At 50.8% G+C, this 16,446-nt stretch carries 12 protein-coding genes and 1 pseudogene; 7 read left to right on the top strand and 6 right to left on the bottom strand.

Annotated elements, in window-relative coordinates:
• Window positions 1-158 precede the first annotated feature (158 nt).
• From BZG81_RS13715 to modC, 6 genes are all read left to right on the top strand, one after another.
• Complete coding sequence (locus tag BZG81_RS13715) at window positions 159-1,772, top strand: MFS transporter (RefSeq protein WP_077677641.1); 1,614 nt, start codon at window positions 159-161, stop codon at window positions 1,770-1,772.
• Window positions 1,773-1,847: 75 nt separating this feature from the next.
• Window positions 1,848-2,258 (top strand): ribonucleotide reductase subunit alpha, encoded by a 411-nt coding sequence (locus BZG81_RS13710; protein WP_077677640.1) that lies wholly within the window; start codon window positions 1,848-1,850, stop codon window positions 2,256-2,258.
• 16 nt (window positions 2,259-2,274) lie between these two features.
• Window positions 2,275-3,015 (top strand): HesA/MoeB/ThiF family protein, encoded by a 741-nt coding sequence (locus BZG81_RS13705; RefSeq protein ID WP_077677639.1) that lies wholly within the window; start codon window positions 2,275-2,277, stop codon window positions 3,013-3,015.
• A 126-nt stretch (window positions 3,016-3,141) separates the two neighbouring features.
• Window positions 3,142-3,927 carry a molybdate ABC transporter substrate-binding protein gene (gene modA / locus BZG81_RS13700; protein WP_158011850.1) on the top strand — a complete coding sequence of 262 codons (786 nt, stop codon included), beginning with the start codon at window positions 3,142-3,144 and terminating at the stop codon, window positions 3,925-3,927.
• A complete protein-coding gene (gene modB, locus BZG81_RS13695; RefSeq protein WP_021023452.1) occupies window positions 3,924-4,607 on the top strand; it encodes a molybdate ABC transporter permease subunit in 684 nt (227 codons plus the stop codon). The genes modA and modB overlap by 4 nt, the downstream gene beginning before the upstream one ends.
• Entirely contained in the window at window positions 4,604-5,674 is a 1,071-nt protein-coding gene (gene modC, locus BZG81_RS13690; protein ID WP_077677637.1) for a molybdenum ABC transporter ATP-binding protein, read from the top strand. The genes modB and modC overlap by 4 nt, the downstream gene beginning before the upstream one ends.
• Before the next feature lie 25 nt (window positions 5,675-5,699).
• On the opposite strand, the gene norW is transcribed toward modC, so the two are convergent.
• Together norW and norV are read right to left on the bottom strand one after the other, a co-directional pair.
• A complete protein-coding gene (norW, locus tag BZG81_RS13685; RefSeq protein WP_077677636.1) occupies window positions 5,700-6,842 on the bottom strand; it encodes an NADH:flavorubredoxin reductase NorW in 1,143 nt (380 codons plus the stop codon).
• Between the two features lie 9 nt (window positions 6,843-6,851).
• On the bottom strand, window positions 6,852-8,342 hold the full coding sequence (gene norV, locus BZG81_RS13680) for an anaerobic nitric oxide reductase flavorubredoxin (RefSeq protein WP_077677635.1): 1,491 nt from the start codon (window positions 8,340-8,342) through the stop codon (window positions 6,852-6,854).
• Between the two features lie 183 nt (window positions 8,343-8,525).
• Here norV and norR point away from each other — a divergent pair, with 183 nt between their 5' ends.
• Window positions 8,526-10,061: a nitric oxide reductase transcriptional regulator NorR gene (gene norR, locus BZG81_RS13675; protein WP_021023448.1), complete on the top strand. Its 1,536-nt coding sequence runs from the start codon at window positions 8,526-8,528 to the stop codon at window positions 10,059-10,061.
• 101 nt (window positions 10,062-10,162) lie between these two features.
• On the opposite strand, the pseudogene BZG81_RS13670 reads toward norR, so the two are convergent.
• From BZG81_RS13670 to BZG81_RS13650, 4 genes and pseudogenes are all read right to left on the bottom strand, one after another.
• A pseudogene (locus BZG81_RS13670) lies at window positions 10,163-10,609 on the bottom strand (transposase family protein); the annotation flags it as partial.
• Between the two features lie 699 nt (window positions 10,610-11,308).
• Window positions 11,309-14,413 carry an efflux RND transporter permease subunit gene (locus BZG81_RS13660; RefSeq protein ID WP_077677634.1) on the bottom strand — a complete coding sequence of 1,035 codons (3,105 nt, stop codon included), beginning with the start codon at window positions 14,411-14,413 and terminating at the stop codon, window positions 11,309-11,311.
• Window positions 14,410-15,750 (bottom strand): efflux RND transporter periplasmic adaptor subunit, encoded by a 1,341-nt coding sequence (locus BZG81_RS13655; RefSeq protein WP_077669586.1) that lies wholly within the window; start codon window positions 15,748-15,750, stop codon window positions 14,410-14,412. The genes BZG81_RS13660 and BZG81_RS13655 overlap by 4 nt, the downstream gene beginning before the upstream one ends.
• The gene (locus BZG81_RS13650) at window positions 15,747-16,364 is read right to left on the bottom strand and encodes a TetR/AcrR family transcriptional regulator (RefSeq protein WP_077660827.1); all 618 of its coding nucleotides are present in this window, start codon (window positions 16,362-16,364) and stop codon (window positions 15,747-15,749) included. The genes BZG81_RS13655 and BZG81_RS13650 overlap by 4 nt, the downstream gene beginning before the upstream one ends.
• Between the last annotated feature and the right edge of the window lie 82 nt (window positions 16,365-16,446).

The raw sequence follows: 16,446 nt of genomic DNA, 5'->3' as shown, positions 1-16,446 counted from the left end.
ATTATAAACAAAATAGATTAATTACCCATTAGTAGATACTCACTCTGCACCAAAAAAGGTGGCCGAGTACCTCCTGCTAGTCATTGTTTTCTTTTTCATTGAGTGCTTTATTAAAGGAAAGTAAGAAATCCTTTTCCGTTTGAATCATGGGGGAGTAAATGGGAAATATTTATCGTTGGGAGCCAGAAGACAATGAATTCTGGGAACAGTCAGGTAAGCGAATAGCTAACCGAAATCTATGGATCTCTATCCCTAGTCTTCTTTCCGGATTTGCAGTTTGGTTATACTGGGGTATATTAACCGTACAAATGATTAATGCTGGTTATGATTTCAAGCCAGAAGAATTATTTACACTGACAGCGATTGCCGGTCTCTCAGGCGCGACCCTACGAATACCAAGTAGTTTTTTTATACGTTTTTGTGGGGGAAGAAATACCATTTTCTTTACCACATCGTTGCTGATCATTCCTTCACTATTCACCGGGCTAGCGCTACAAGATCCTAATACACCACTATGGCAATATCAGTTACTTGCCCTCTTATCAGGCATTGGGGGGGGGAACTTCGCGTCGTCAATGTCCAATATAAGCTTTTTCTACCCAAAGCAAAAACAGGGCCTAGCCTTAGGGCTCAATGCAGGCCTAGGTAACTTCGGCGTCACGACCATGCAGGTCGTTATACCGATAGTGATGACCTTTGCCGCCTTTGGGGCTTTTAGTGGCGATCCCACTCAACTCGTTATCGATTCAGGGACAATTGTTGGAAAGATCAAGGCTGGCACTCCTACTTGGATTCAAAATGGCGCGTTTGTTTGGCTGTTGTTTTTAGTACCACTTGCTATCGTCAGTTGGTTTGGAATGGATAACATAGCCACACAAGAAGTAACGCCGGAGCTCCCCTCTCCTCCAAAAGCCTTTACAATGATAGGCATGATGCTACTAATTGGATTAGTTACATCAGGGGCAGGACTTTGGCTTATGTTACCCACTGAGGCTAATGGAAGTGGGTGGAATGTTCCGAAAGAAGCGGCGTTAGTGCTTGTGTTGGTGTCAACATTGCTACTTCTCAAAGCATTACCTGGTGCGATTGGTGATAGCCTTACCCACCAGTATCGTATCTTCAAAAACAAGCATACATGGATCATGAGTGTCATTTATACCATGACATTTGGTTCATTTATTGGCTTTTCCGCTGCGTTTCCATTGGCAATTCAATTGATCTTTGGCTATCAGCATATCATCGTGGATGGTGTCATGACCCACTCAACCCCTAATCCTGCCGGGCCGAGTGCACTTACTTATGCGTGGATGGCTCCTTTTATTGGCGCACTCGTGCGACCTGTTGGCGGCTGGTTAGGTGATAGGTTTGGCGGCTCAAAAGTGACCCAAATGTGTGCTGCTGTCATGACACTATCTGCACTTGGTGCAGCCTACTATATGGCGCAGGCATATGAATCAGAAACACCGCAAGAGTATTTTCTGCCTTTCTTCGTAATGTTTTTATTCTTGTTTACCGCATCCGGAGTAGCGAACGGTTCGGTATTCCGCAGTATTGCGATCATTTTCCCCAAGTCAGAAGCGGGTCCTGTTTTAGGATGGACATCAGCCGTTGCCGCATACGGTGCATTCTACATTCCAATGGTCTTTGGTGAGCAAATCAAAGCCACAACACCAGAAAATGCACTGATCGGATTTGCTATCTTCTACGCAAGCTGTTTTGTCGTTAACTGGTTGTTTTACCTTAGAAAGAAAGGTGAATACTATAACCCATAGCGTCCACGCACTTGCCAATGTTTTATAGTCAAATATGTGGGCAGCCAAGGCTGCCCTCAACTAAGTAGGTTTAAAATGCAAATAGCCAGCTACAAAGATTTAATTGCTGCCGCCAGCATGCAGTCAGAGCCACAGAGATTACTTTTTGTGTTTGCGAAAGCCGAATTACCAGAAGGGCATACAACAGAGCAAAAGAGTATTTTTCAATCAGGAAAAGGAGGAACGCTCACCCCTGTCCTTTGTGTGGACAAACTTCCCGAAGAAGTAGAAACCTTTTCTACACTGGTTGCTGAATCCCTCACAACCGGTTTCGACTGGGACGTGGTATTCATTTCTGCACTCGATGGACGAGGTGGTTATCCACCCAATAGCGATCAGGCGCAACAGCCACTAAGAATGATGCTGAATCAAATAAATGAAGGAAAAATCGGCATGTTTATTACGGCAAATAGAAACGGAGATTTAATTTCCCTCAACCCGGCTTAACAAGGTAAAAACTATAATGCTAGATGAACATGAGTATCAACGCTATGATCGCCAAATTGCTCTCAAATGTGTGGATATCGAAGGCCAAGAGCGGCTCAAAGCGACTCGCATTTTGGTTATAGGCGCTGGCGGCTTGGGATCCGCCGCGGCTCCATATCTCGCCTCCTCTGGAGTGGGCCACATTACAATATCTGATTTTGATAAAGTGGAACTGTCTAACCTACACCGACAAACCTGCTTTATTGAAAATGATATCGGCCGTTATAAATCTGAAGCGATGTGCGATCGTCTGCTTGCTAATAATAGTCATATTTCTTGTGTACCCATAACGTCGAAGCAGTCCTCGCAACTATTAACTGAAACGATTATCGAGCATGATATCGTCCTTGACTGTACCGACAACAAGCCTACGCGAGAGCTCATCAATGAAATCTGTTGGCAGCAAAAAACCTTACTAATTTCAGGCTCTGCCATTCGTACCGAGGGACAGGTAGGTGTTTTTGCTGCCAATAAGAATGAAGCCTGTTATCAATGTATAAGCTCACAGTTTAGCGACGCTCCCTCTAGCTGTGTCATGTCTGGGATCCTCCCGCCTGTTGTTGGCATCATAGGATTAATGCAAGCACTTATCGCCGTTAACAGTATTGTCGCCCCAAACTCGGTGGTCACCAACGCTTTTTACTATTTCGACGGACTATCAATGGAATGGATACCATACAAAGTAAAGCCCGCTCCCGCATGCAAAACCTGTGGATAGTTAAGGTTCAGCAAAGCTTGCCACATTAGAAATAGGAGTGTTGATGATGGAACCCAAAATATGCACTTGAACAAGACTTTACGTACAATTACGTTAACTCTACTTTGTTTTCTTTCTGGTACGACGATGGCAGACACCGCTCCCCTTCGCGTTGCTGTGTCAGCAAATTTTAATGGTACTTTCAATGAGCTCGCCCATGCCTATCAACGAGAGTTTAATCAACCTTTTCTGATTAGTTCTGGCTCTTCAGGTTCTCTATTCGCAAAAATCAAACACGCAGCACCCTACCATCTATTTTTTTCCGCAGATAAAGTACGTCCTATCTTGTTGGAGAAAGCTGGATTAGTGGTTGAGAACTCTCGCTTTACCTACGCGATTGGCATACCTGTTTTGTGGTCAAAAGACACCGATCTGCTCACTAGCGCCGGAGATAAAGTCCTTGAAACACATTCCTTCAAACATCTCGCCATGGCAGATCCTCGTGTCGCTCCATACGGCCTTGCAGCCAAACAAATCATGCAACGCCTTGAGCTCTGGGAGGACTTAAATAGCAATACACAAATCGTGAAGGCGCAGTCCATCGGCCAAGCTTATGGCCAGATAGCATCAGAAGCTGCGGAACTGGGCTTTTTATCTTTATCACAAGTAAAAGACCGTGATGGGGCCATTGGCGGCTCGTACTGGATACCTCCTCAACATCTTTACGAACCCATCGAGCAACAAGCTGTCATTTTAAACTACGCAAAAAAAACGCCCCATATTTTTGATTCAGCAGTTCAATTCCTAAGCTGGGTCAGAAACAGTGAAACAGCTACAACCATTATCAAGAACTCAGGGTACAAAATAAACCAACCATCAATCGCAAACCAAGCGACCTTGATAAGATCCAAGAAAGGCATTATTGAGCAATGATCTCCCCAAACGATATCACTGCACTGGTTATCACTCTAAAGCTCGCTTTCGTGAGCACCAGCATATTGCTCATAATTTGCACACCCCTGTCGTGGTGGCTAGTCAACACACAGTCACGTGTAAAAATCTTCGTTGAAGCATTAGTGATGCTGCCTTTAGTCTTACCACCCACCGTGTTGGGCTTCTACCTCCTCCTACTATTGGGGCCTAATGGATGGATAGGGGGAAGTTTAGAGGCGCTGGGCTTCAATCATCTAGCATTTTCATTTTCTGGGTTAGTGGTTGGTTCCATGATTTATTCACTACCATTCGTAATGCAACCACTTCTATCATCCTTTCAATCAGCAACTGGTGGCATATTAGACGTTGCCGCAACATTAAGAGCCTCTCCTATGGATCGTTTTTTCAATATTGTGCTTCCTTTATCACGAAGAGGTTTTTTAACCGCGGGTGTCCTTTCATTTGCACATTCATTGGGCGAGTTCGGGATCATAATAATGATTGGGGGAAACATTCCAGGGCAAACCCAAGTCGCATCTATTGCTATCTACAATCACGTCGAGTCAATGAATTACGACGCCGCGCATACACTGGCAGCCATACTTGTCTCTTTGTCATTTGTTTTACTATTGGCAACCTACACAATGAATAAAAAATTCAAACCAGTGAGCTTTATATGACCATTCAAGTCGCATTGAAATTGGCCAGAGACCAGTTCCTATTGGATATTAATCTGCATTTGCCGGGAAAGGGGGTGACCGCGCTCTTTGGTCGGTCAGGTTCTGGAAAAACGACCATATTACGCAGTATTGCAGGGCTTGAAACGTTGGATAGTGCGACGATTATTACTAATGGGGAAACATGGCAGCACCAAGATGCATGTTTACCCACCCATCAACGCCCTATCGGTTATGTGTTCCAAGAACCGAACCTATTTCCTCATTTAGACGTCAAAGATAATTTGTTATTTAGCTACAACCGTGTAGACCAGGAAAAACGCTATGTCAGTTTTGAAGCAACGGTAAAAAGCCTCGGACTAACCGACATTAATCGCTGCTACCCTCATCAGTTATCTGGTGGACAAAAACAAAGAGTCGCAATTGCTAGAGCCCTGCTCACTAGCCCGCGCCTATTGCTTATGGACGAACCGATGGCTTCTCTCGACCTTTCCAGTAAAGCCGAGATCTTACCTTACATCGAATCACTACAATCGACCCTGAAGATACCTATCATCTATGTCAGCCATGCCATTGAAGAGGTCTCAAGACTTGCCGATCACATTGTGCTGTTAGATAACGGAAAAGTATTAGCACATGGCGCAACACAAGATATGCTCACAAGGACAGATTTGTCTTTAGCGCGAGATGATAACGCGGCTGCGGTGGTTCACTGCACCGTCAAAAAGCATACAGACGACTATATGACAGTGCTAGATTTATCCAATGATCAACAATTGCATGTCCCTTTGCAGCAAGTCGAGACACACAGCATCATCAAAGCAAGGGTACACGCAAAAGATGTATCAATCGCTTTAGAAGCACCACAACAATCAAGTATCAATAATTGCTTATTGGCACAGCTCATGGAGGTGAGCGACGACACGCACCCCGCTAACGTCTTGTTACGGTTGGACGTAAGTGGTCAACCGATATTATCGAGGATCAGTCGCCGGTCGTTGTCTAGACTCAAACTGCAGCCAGGACAAATGCTCTATGCCCTGGTTAAAGCGGTTAGTTTTGATTATTAGCTAACCGCTGCCCCAGTTATATCGGCTAGATAGCCCTAGACAACTGTCTAAACAACGTATACGCCTGCGTCACTTGCTCCCCTGAGACAACAAACCCAGTTAGCTGCTGATCGTCATCAGAGGCTCGCATCACTATCCCCGAACTAACCATATTGATATCCCAGCTTGTTGCCGAATGGATATCACCTGCCATGTAGATGGGATAATTGGGGGTTTTAACTTTCACCATAATGGCGGGTAACGTTAAACCGCTATCAACGCCAAGCAACTGCTTACCAAGCGCACTAGCACTTAAAGAAATCGCTTGTAAATAGGGCCTAATTTGGCCTTCAACCTCGGCACAATCTCCTAGCGCAAATGCGTCGCTAACCGATGTCCGCAGCGATGTATCAACGCAAATACCCTGATTCACTTGAATGCCTGCTTGCGCCGCAAGCTTGGTATTTGGCGTCAGGCCAGCCGCTGATATAACAAGATCCACAGCAACCTTCTTGCCACTATGCAACGTCAGTGAAAGCGACTGCTCCTGTTGATTGACTTCCACCACACTCTCGCCAAGGCACAGTGTAGTGCCTAGTTGCAGCATCTGACTCTCAAGCGGTCTAGCAACAAACTCTGGAACCAGTGTCCCAAGAAGGTGGGTATTAGGCTCAACAACCACAACGGATTTCCCGCTTCGCGCTAGATCCATCGCAATTTCAACACCTATTAATCCACCCCCTATAATGGCAACGCGCTGAGCTTGACGCACATTAGGCTCTAATGCGCGCAACTCTGTCAAAGAATTCGCTGTCATTACTTGATGCGCTGCATCCCCCTGGACCGGAGGTATAAAAGTAGTCGCACCTGTTGCAAAAACCAGCTTTGAATAAAAATACTTTTGACCATTTGAGCGTACATAATGGGCCTGTGTATCGACATGCTCAACGACAGCCTGAGTCAATAAAGTAATATTGTATTCATCTGCGAACACGTCACCGTATTTTAACACTAAATCATCCGCTGTTTGTTGTTTACTAAATACGTGGCTCAAATCCGGCTTGTTGTACTCATGGCCATCATCAGCCGTCAATACGGTCACCGGGATCTCCCTATCCATACGCCGAATTGTTTTCACCAGTTGGTAAGCAGCGAAGCCACTGCCAATAATAATAATTGGTTCAGTCATTTTCGCTCCCTAACCTTGGTATGTTGCAAAAACATCTTTGCCTAGATGGCACTCAGGACATAAGAAGTATCCCGGAACATCACTCCATACTGTCCCAGGTTCAATACCTTGGTTAGGCTCTCCCACAGCAGGATCATAAACCCAATTACAAACAGTACAAATCATGCACTGACAGTCTGCAGAATGAGGCGGCTCTGCATCTTGGATAGGGTGTGTTTTTGGCTTTTCAGGGCTTAGTGTCGATGGTCGTGACTTGTCGTTTTTCTCGCAAGACTCAGCCGTCGGTAGCATTCGAGAGGGGCGTTTGTTGGCCCACAACTTTGCAATATACTGACCATGCTCTCGACACTTCTCCATACCATCGCGATCAGGACGCCATTTTGTTTTCAAGCTCATCGACGTTTCAAAACCCGCGTCCATAAGGCGCGTGTGAATGCGATCGACGGCACCACCTGTCCAACCGAAACTACCAAAGGCGCCCGCTTTTTTCGCTTTAAAACGCATCCCGGTGATTTCCTCCAGCATCCCTGCGATCTTAGGCATCATGACATTATTCATCGTTGAAGAACCAACTAACACACCTTTAGAACGAAATACATTCGATATAATTTCATTTTTGTCGTGTTTCGAAACATTAAACACTTTTACTGCGACATCTGAGTCGACGTCATGAATGCCCTGCGCGATAGCATCAGCCATCATTCGTGTATTATTAGACATGGAGTCATAAAAAACAGTGATTCTATCTTCTTGATAGTCATCTGCCCACGCAAGGTACTGCTCGATTATTTGAATAGGGTTATCGCGCCAAACGACACCATGAGAGGTTGCGATCATATCGACAGGTAAATCAAAACTTAAAACTTCCTTTATTTTCGCCGTTACTAAACGGCTGAAAGGGGTAAGAATATTAGAATAATACCGTAAGCACTGTTCCATCAGCTCATTTTGGTCAACTTCATCATTAAACAAGCGTTCATCACAGTAATGCTGACCAAAGGCGTCATTGCTGAATAAGACGGCGTCCTCGGTTAAGTAAGTCATCATGCTATCGGGCCAGTGCAGCATGGGCGCTTCAACAAATATAAGCTGCTTACCATTCCCAATATCGATACTATCGCCGGTTTTTACCGTATTAAAATTCCACTCCGGGTGGTGATGGTGGCCCACTATCGAGTCTATCGCCGCTTCAGTGCAATATATCGGCGTGTCAGGGATCCTCTCCATCAAGGCGGACATTGCGCCGGAATGATCTTCCTCTGCGTGATTTACAACAATAAAATCGATACTTTCTAGATCGATTTCCCTTTCAAGGTTTTGCAAAAATTGTTGGCTAAAACGGTGATCAACCGTATCGATCAGTACTGTTTTCTCTTCTTGGATTAAGTAGCTGTTGTAACTTGTTCCTTTGGTGATTTTGTATTCTGTGCCATGAAAGTTCTGCACTTCCCAATCTCGTTGACCCACCCAGCGAATGTTGTTTTTTACCTGTATTGTCATGATTACTACCTTAAATGACATTGAGAACCTAATGCACTCTATATGCATTAGTCGTGCCAAGATAACTAACCATTTAATATCAAGCACTTATATAACAACCCACCTAAAACATTGTCTTAATGACAGCATTGATTATTGTCATTTAGACATATATGATTGTCATAAAGACACTAATACTAGATTATGACTGAATTATTCGCCCATTGGCTGCACATCACACAAGATTTAAATTCTGCACTGATTCGAAAAGACCGGTTTGATACATTATTAACCACGATAAGAGAAGTGCTACGCTGTGATGCATCCACACTACTTTTGTATGAGAATCAGACCTTTATTCCTCTCGCCATTAATGGATTATCGCATGACGTCTTAGGTCGTCGTTTTGCTCTCGCTCAGCACCCGCGTTTGGAAGCCATTGCACGAGCAGGTGATATCGTACGTTTTCCGGCTAACAGCGATTTACCAGACCCTTATGATGGATTAATTCCTAACCATGATGGCAAGCTTCAGGTTCACTCTTGTATCGGACTTCCGCTATTAGTGGACGATCAGCTAATTGGCGCAATAACTATTGATGCGTTTGACGAAAATCAGTTTGATGGCCTCCTCAATCACGACTTGCGGTTTATCAGCGCACTGGCAGCAGGTGGGCTACAAACAGCCTTGTTATTAGAGCAACTAGAAACACAAGCCAATGTCACACATGAGGCATTGACAGAGCGGCGTACGTTTAGTGATAAGATTATTTCCCGATCGGCGGCAATGCAGACGCTACAACAACAAATAGACGCGGTGGCGAATACGGAGTTATCAGTATTAATCACCGGGGAAACCGGGGTTGGTAAAGAGTTAGTCGCTAATGCACTCCACCAGCGTTCTGCAAGAGCGTCTAAGCCATTAGTCTATCTTAACTGCGCCGCGCTACCGGAATCCGTCGCGGAAAGTGAACTATTTGGTCACATTAAAGGGGCCTTTACCGGTGCAATTAGTGATCGAAAGGGTAAGTTCGAGCAAGCCGATAACGGCACATTATTTTTAGATGAAGTTGGCGAATTATCGTTAGAGTTGCAAGCCAAGCTACTGCGTGCACTCCAATTCGGTGATATCCAGCGGGTCGGCGATGACCGTCATATTCAAGTGAATACGCGCATCATTGCCGCGACCAATCGCGTTTTATATGAGGAAGTAACAGCCGGTCGTTTTAGAGCCGATCTATACCATCGTCTCAGTGTATTCCCTCTCCATGTTCCACCTCTTCGAGAAAGAGACGATGATGTCGTATTATTAGCCGGATTTTTTGCCGAACAGATGAAGGCTAAATTTCATCTTAGCAGCATTCGCCTGTCTGCATCGCTACTTCAAAAGCTCACACAGTATGCATGGCCTGGTAACGTACGCGAACTAGAGCATGCTATCAAACGAGCCAGTGTCCTAGCCAAATCTCGAACGCAGTCGAGGGATCTCGAGCTTACTCTGCAAGATTTTGATCTCTTTACCTCTGACGAAAAGGCGGTTAGTGCTACCCATAAACAGCAAAAAAAAGAGTCTATTGAAGTTCCAACATTAGGGCTACGCGCAGAAACAGAGAATCTTCAGAAAAGAATGATCTCGGACGCATTATCACAAAATCACGGTAATTGGGCCGCCACTGCAAGACAACTTGATATCGATGGTGGCAATTTACATCGCCTAGCAAAACGGTTGAGCCTGAAATAAGAGCGACAAACGCAAGTTACAACCCCGTGAGCTAACGCCCTATTAGAAATTTTTTGACGTATTTATTATTCGCTTTTTATTTTTCAAATCGTTTATGAGAGAGGTGTCTCGAAGCGGTGCCAGGCCGCCAAGAACTCGGTCTTCTTCCTGAATATCTCACGGATAGTCTTCTCGTTGAGGCCCGTAGTGTCGGCTACGTAGACATAGGGATGATTAAAGGACTCCTTCTCGACGCGACTGTACAGCCGCCGAGTCATGCGATGGTCGTCCACCATGTCCGGGAGCGAAGGGCGGAATGTCGTGCCGCAAGCTCGACAAGAGTAACGTCGGCGGATCACCCAGGGGATGACCCGCTTTCCGTAGACCGGGAGGTCGCGGTAAGCGACATCACGCTTGCCGAACCTGACAAACTCATTCTCTGCGCCGCACCCTTCGCAAGCTATGGGGTCGGGAGCAACTATATGAAAGCGCAACCCGTCTTCCATTTCCATGGCATTTAGTACCTGGTACTCAGGGAGACGCAATACGTTGTCAGGCAAGTGTGACATTTCGGGGCAAACCTTCCTGTATCAGAATGGTGTATTCAGTAGTTAACGAACTTTCAATTAGCCAAGGCATGTCGGTCAGCTGTTCCAGCTCTAGAAAAAATCGAGTCGCGCAAAGACTGCATCTGTATGTGTTTCTTTGCATCCTGCTATTCATTCCAGCACTCTATTCATTCGCTGTAGAAATGGGCTCTGAACCCTTCCTTAAACTCCTGATGGCTGGCCAGACAGTGGTTCTGCACCCGCGAAAACGCTTCGATTACTGCTTGGTCATCCGCTTGACGCGCCTCGTCGCCCATATCCCTGGCGGCTTCATGCACCCACCTGTCATATCCCCGGAAGCGTCCGCCGCCGGTTCCGAAAAAGCGCAATATGCGTGTCTTTTCCAAGAACGGTGGCTCGACATGATCGGCAATTAGGGGTGCGATTTCAGTTCAGCTACCTTTTCCTAGTTTTCCCGAGATATGGCCCCAGCAACTTCGCGCATATTTTCATCAAGATCGCGCATAATGGAGCGGAGCACTAGTTCTTCACTGGTGCTTTCCTGTTCTCTCGCTGAGTGTTGATAGTCATTGTCTCCCGCTATTAGCCAAGTTGGCAGGACAGTCAGGGTAATGAGTAGGATGGTCCTAACACTACAGTTTTTTAACGTCATGTTTTTTCTCTCTTGATGAACAATCAATAAATGCTCTTCTGGGCCGCTTACTCTTTTGATGGCTTGGGCGCCTGAACCCAGCCCCACTCGTCAAACAGCACGTAGACTGCGGGGATCACCAGTAGCACCAGCACGGTGGCGCTAAGCAGTCCGAACACCACCGAAATCACCAGCGGCTTGATGGCCGCCGCCTGGGTACTGGTTTCGGCCAGCAGCGGGAGCAAACCGGCGATGGTTGTAGTCGACGAGATCAGGATGGCACGCAGCCGGTCGCGGCTGGCCTGGCCGGCTGCCGCCACGGCATCCAGTCCGCTCTCGCGATGGGTCTTGATAAAGTGGATCAGCAGGATGGCATTGTTGACCACGATGCCGGCCAGGGAGGCCGCGCCGATCAGCGAGGGCGTAGAGAGGTAGTAACCCATGAGTACATGCCCCAAAATGGCGCCGATGAAGGCCAGCGGAATAGACAGCATGACGATCAGCGGTTCGATGTAACTGCGGAACTGGAAGGAGAGGATCACGAAGATTCCCACCAGCCCGATGAGTAGACCGCGGCCTATGGAGCTGCCGGTCTCAGCGGAGCGCGCCACTTGCCCCTCGAAGGTGAGCGCCACCTCGGGATGATGCTCGCGGAACTCGCTGAGCCAGCCGCTGCCGACGAGATCATCGACGATTGCCTGGCCGGTGGCATGCCGCGCATCCACGTTGGCCTCCACGGTTACGGTACGCCGTCCGTCGATGCGGGTAATGCGCGCCCACTCGCGCCGCTCCTCGGCGTTGGCCACCACCTCCAGCGGCACCCGGCCTCCTTCCGGCAGGGCAATGGTCAAATCAACCAAGTTGTCGAGAGAGGTCCTGTCCGCTTCGGCTAGGCGAATCAGCACCTCGATTTCCTGATTGCCGATGCGCAGGGTATCGGCAACCTCCCCCAGCAGCGCCGCACGCAACTGCCCGGACACCTCCTCGGCGGAGAGGCCCAAGCCATGGGCGCCCTCGGCCATCGAGAAGGTCAATTGAGGCTTGCCCAAGCGCAGGTCGTCGAAGACATTATAGACGGCTGCATAATTCTCTAGATGGTCGCCCAACTCTAGCGCCGCCGCCTTCATGGCCTCCAAGTTCTCTCCGGCCAGGCGCACTTCCACGGGCACCCCGGCGGGGCCGAAGCCGGGCTCCTGGATAATTAATCGCTGAAGCCCCTCGATCTCACCGATGGTCTCACGCCAGGCGGCGGTCAGCTCGTCCAGGGTCACCCGGCGACGCTCCGCAGTCAGCAGGTCGACGATGACGGTGGCCACATGAGGACCTGCCTCCCTGGCGCTGGGGTTGTGGTTAAAGCGCACCTGAATCGCCTCGACCAGGGATGCTCCCCCCGGCTGGTCCAGATAGTAGCGTAAATCAAGCTCACGGATTGCCGCCTCGACTCGCTCGGCCACCGCCTCGGTACGTGCTAGGGGGGTACCCTGGGGCATCAGGATACGGGCCTCCAGGACATCGCCATCAATATCCGGCATCGCCTCACTACCCACATGCCCTCCAGCCATAAAGCCGAAAGAGCCCAGCATAATGGCGAAAATGATTCCCAACACCGCATGGCGAAATCGTATCGCCCGGTCGGCCAGCCGACCGACCGACTCGCGGAACCTGTCAAAATGTCGTTCGAATGCGACACGGAAGCGCGAGTTGTGCCCACTGGCAAGTCGCCCCACGCTGCCCTTAAGATGATGGGGCAAGATCCAGAATGCTTCGATGAGGCTCGCTGCCAGAGCGGCGATCAGCACCACCGGCAGCACTTCAAGCACCGCGCCCAGCTCGCCGGCCAGGAAGGAGAGCGGGGCGAATACCGCGACCGTGGTAAGAAACGACGAAAGTACGCCGGGTAACACCTGGCGGGTACCCGCTACCACCGCCTCCACCGGTGAGGTCCCTTTCAGGGCGTGGACGGCAATGCTGTCTGTGATCACGATGGCATCATCCATGACGATGCCGATAGCCATCAGCAGTGCCACCAAGGTGATCATATTCATTGACAGCCCGGTCAGGGCCATGACGATGAAGGCCCCCATGAAGGCCGCAGGCAGGCCCAGAACGGCCCACAGAGCTAGGCGCGGACGGAAGAAGAGGCTCATCACCAGCACCACCAACACCAGCCCCATTAAGCCGTTATCCACCAGCATCTGCAGGCGGTCGCGAACGATACTGGTCGCATCTTGGGTCAGCGTCAGAGAGATACCCCCGTCGAATCGCCGCCGTTCCGCCTCAAGCAACGTGTCCAAAGACTCCTTGACCGTCAGGGCGTCGTCTCGCAGCGCCTTGCTCACCTCCAGCACCAGCGCCGGCTCACCGTTGAAGCGGATTCGCTCTTCAGCCTGCTCACCGGTCTCGGTGATGGTGGCCAGCTCGCCCAGGGTCAGCTCGCCGCCCCCGGCATCGGAGACCACTACCAGATCGGCCAGCTCAGCCAGAGAGCGGCGCTGGTCGGTGAAGCGCATAAGGATATCGCGGTCGGCGGTTTCCAGGGTGCCCAGTGGTAGGTCAAGGTTCTGACTGGCCACTCGACGTGCCAGCTCCCGCGCCGAGAGGCCGTGCTGGCCCAGTGCCTCGCGTGGCACTGCGACCTGCCACTGGCGCTGGGACCTCCCGTGGATCGCTACTTCAGCCACGCCAGGCAGCGTCATAATGCGCTCTTCCAAGCGCAGAGCGTAATCCTCGAGCTGGTGCATCGGCATATCCCCAGACACCGCCACAGCCGCCACCATGTCACTGCGATGAAGCTCCCGCACAACAGGGGAGTCGGCGCGGGCCGGCAGCTCGGTGATGGCGCTCACCTCGGTGTCGATCTCATTGAGGAAGCGAATGGCATCCCCCCCGGCTGACATGGTTGCCGTGGSACTGGCCAGGTTGTCCTGAGCCACACAGCTGAACTCGTCGAGAAATTCCACACCTTTAACGGCATCGTGCAGACGCCGACACACGGCGTCCTCGACGTCGGCGGCGCTCGCCCCGCGATAGACCACCTCCACAGACACTTCCACTGGGCGATAATCTGGGAAGGTCTCACGCTTGAGGTTGGGTGCGGCGAACAGCCCGGCAGCCAGCAGCAGCATTAGCAGCAGATTAGCGGCGGTGGGATGAGCGGCAAACCAGCGAATCATTGCCGTTCTCCTGACGTTACTTCACCCAGAGCCTGGGCGGTCAGACGTGCCTCTAGGGCCACGTCGCGGCGAGGCGCCAGCGCCATACCCTCGATGGCTGGTTGGAGATCGTCGACGATGACCCGCTCGCCCGGGGCGAGGCCCGATTCGATCACTGCCAGGTCTCCCTGCTTGAAGGCGACGGACACCGAGCGCCTGACCAGGCGAGCGTGCTCGTCAGCAAGGTAGACCTCACCTTGATGGAGGGCCGATGCGGGGACCACGAGTTGTGCTACGGGACTGCGTGCCGACAGGCGCACTCGTGTGTACATGTCGCGCTGTAGTGGCGGATGGTTAGGTGGTCGGGCATCGCGCCAAGGCTCCTCAACCCTTACGACTACTCGCACGGCGCGGGTGGCCGGGTCGAGGCCGCTGGCCACGCGCACAACCCGACCTTCCCAGCTAACCCCGGGTGCTCCGACCAGCTCCAGCTCTGCATCGATCGAGTCAAGATCGATGCGCTCACTCAGATCTAGGATGCCGGGATCGAGCTCGACCAGTGCCACACTGCCCAGGAGGCGTCGTACCATGCTGAAGGGAAGCCGTGCCTCCACCTCGGCAGCCGCCAGGCTATCCGCCTCAAACAACCGCTGACCCACACCCACGAACTGATGAAGCTCTACGTCCACCTCACCGAGACGCAGGTCATAGGGCGCCTCGAAGCGGGTATCCTCCAAGTCATGGCGAGCTTGGGCAAGCCGCACCGATACCCGCTCGCGCTGGGCTGGTAGCAAGGCCAAGGTATTCTCAAGAGTGGCCACCGCCTGGCGCTGCCCCACAGCGCTGCGACGTTGAGCATCACGCTGAGAAATGGAGACAGCACCTGTGGCCGCCAGCCGCTCTATTCGTGAAAGCTCCTGCTCGGTAAAATCGAGTGCCTGGCGTTCCAAATCCAGCAAACGCCGGGTATTGGCCTCTTCTGCCTTGAGCTGATTCAACTCCGCCTCGGCCTCGGCGATAGCCAGCTCGTAGCGACTAGGGTCCAATGCCAGCAGCAAGGTACCTTCGTGCAGCAGGGTGCCGCTCTCCAGATGCGGGTGGCGCTCCACCACCCGGCCCGAGACGTTGGCAACGGATTGCCAGGTTTCGGCAGGGCGCGCCACGCCGTGACCACGTGCCTCAAGGCGAAACGCCAGTGGCTGCGCCTCGATCACTGCCACCACCTTGGGGGCAGGTGGTGAGTCACTGTGCTCGGGAACCTGCCGATTAACCACGAAGAAGACCAGAAGCGCCGCACCGATGGCGAGGCCAATGACTACCGCCAAAAAACGCCCCAAGCGTTGATTCAGGCCTGTCATCGGTACGCCCCTTGTGCTTTCTGGATACCATGACAGTAGAGGTGGAACGCCCCCTCGGCCTGCTCGACCATGTGGTTCATATTGTCGAAAATCAGCGACTGCATGACCAGGCCTTGGATGGTGCCGATGAACTGCGTGGCGGCCATTTCGATATTCAGCTCTTGACGCAGTTCGTCAGCCTCCTGCGCCTCGTTCAACAATCTCTCGATCCGCTCACGGTAGAGAAACAGCAGCGAGCGAACCATACGTCTCGCCGGCGTCGGCCGGGCATGCTGCAGCTGCCCCATCATCAGCCGAGGCACGCCAGGATGCTCGACGATAAACGTGATATGGCCATGGAATATCGCCTCGAGCGCGGCCAGCGGGCTATTCGCCGAGGCAGCGGCCTTATCTAACAGTTTCATCACACGTTCGGTCACCCTGCCGATGACGGCCTCCCAGATCGCATCCTTGCTTGGAAAATGCCGGAACAACGCACCTTGGGTGACCCTCATGTGCTTGGCGATGCTGCCGGTGGTGATATTGGCTGGGTCATCCTGCGCGCTCAGGTCAATGACCGCGTCGACAGTGAGCTCCCGGCGCTCTTCGGCTGTCAAATTTCGTTTGTGAGTCATAACAAGTCATATAAGATAGTAATTAATTACTATCTTATGGCAACCTAGTCTACGACGCAACCAGATTCTGATTGAGGGCGTA

The organism is Salinivibrio sp. MA607, assembly GCF_001996245.1.
In the GTDB taxonomy this organism is placed as follows: domain Bacteria; phylum Pseudomonadota; class Gammaproteobacteria; order Enterobacterales; family Vibrionaceae; genus Salinivibrio; species Salinivibrio costicola.
Note: the sequence above shows the minus strand (reverse complement) of the source record. Positions and strands in the feature narration are given on the sequence as shown.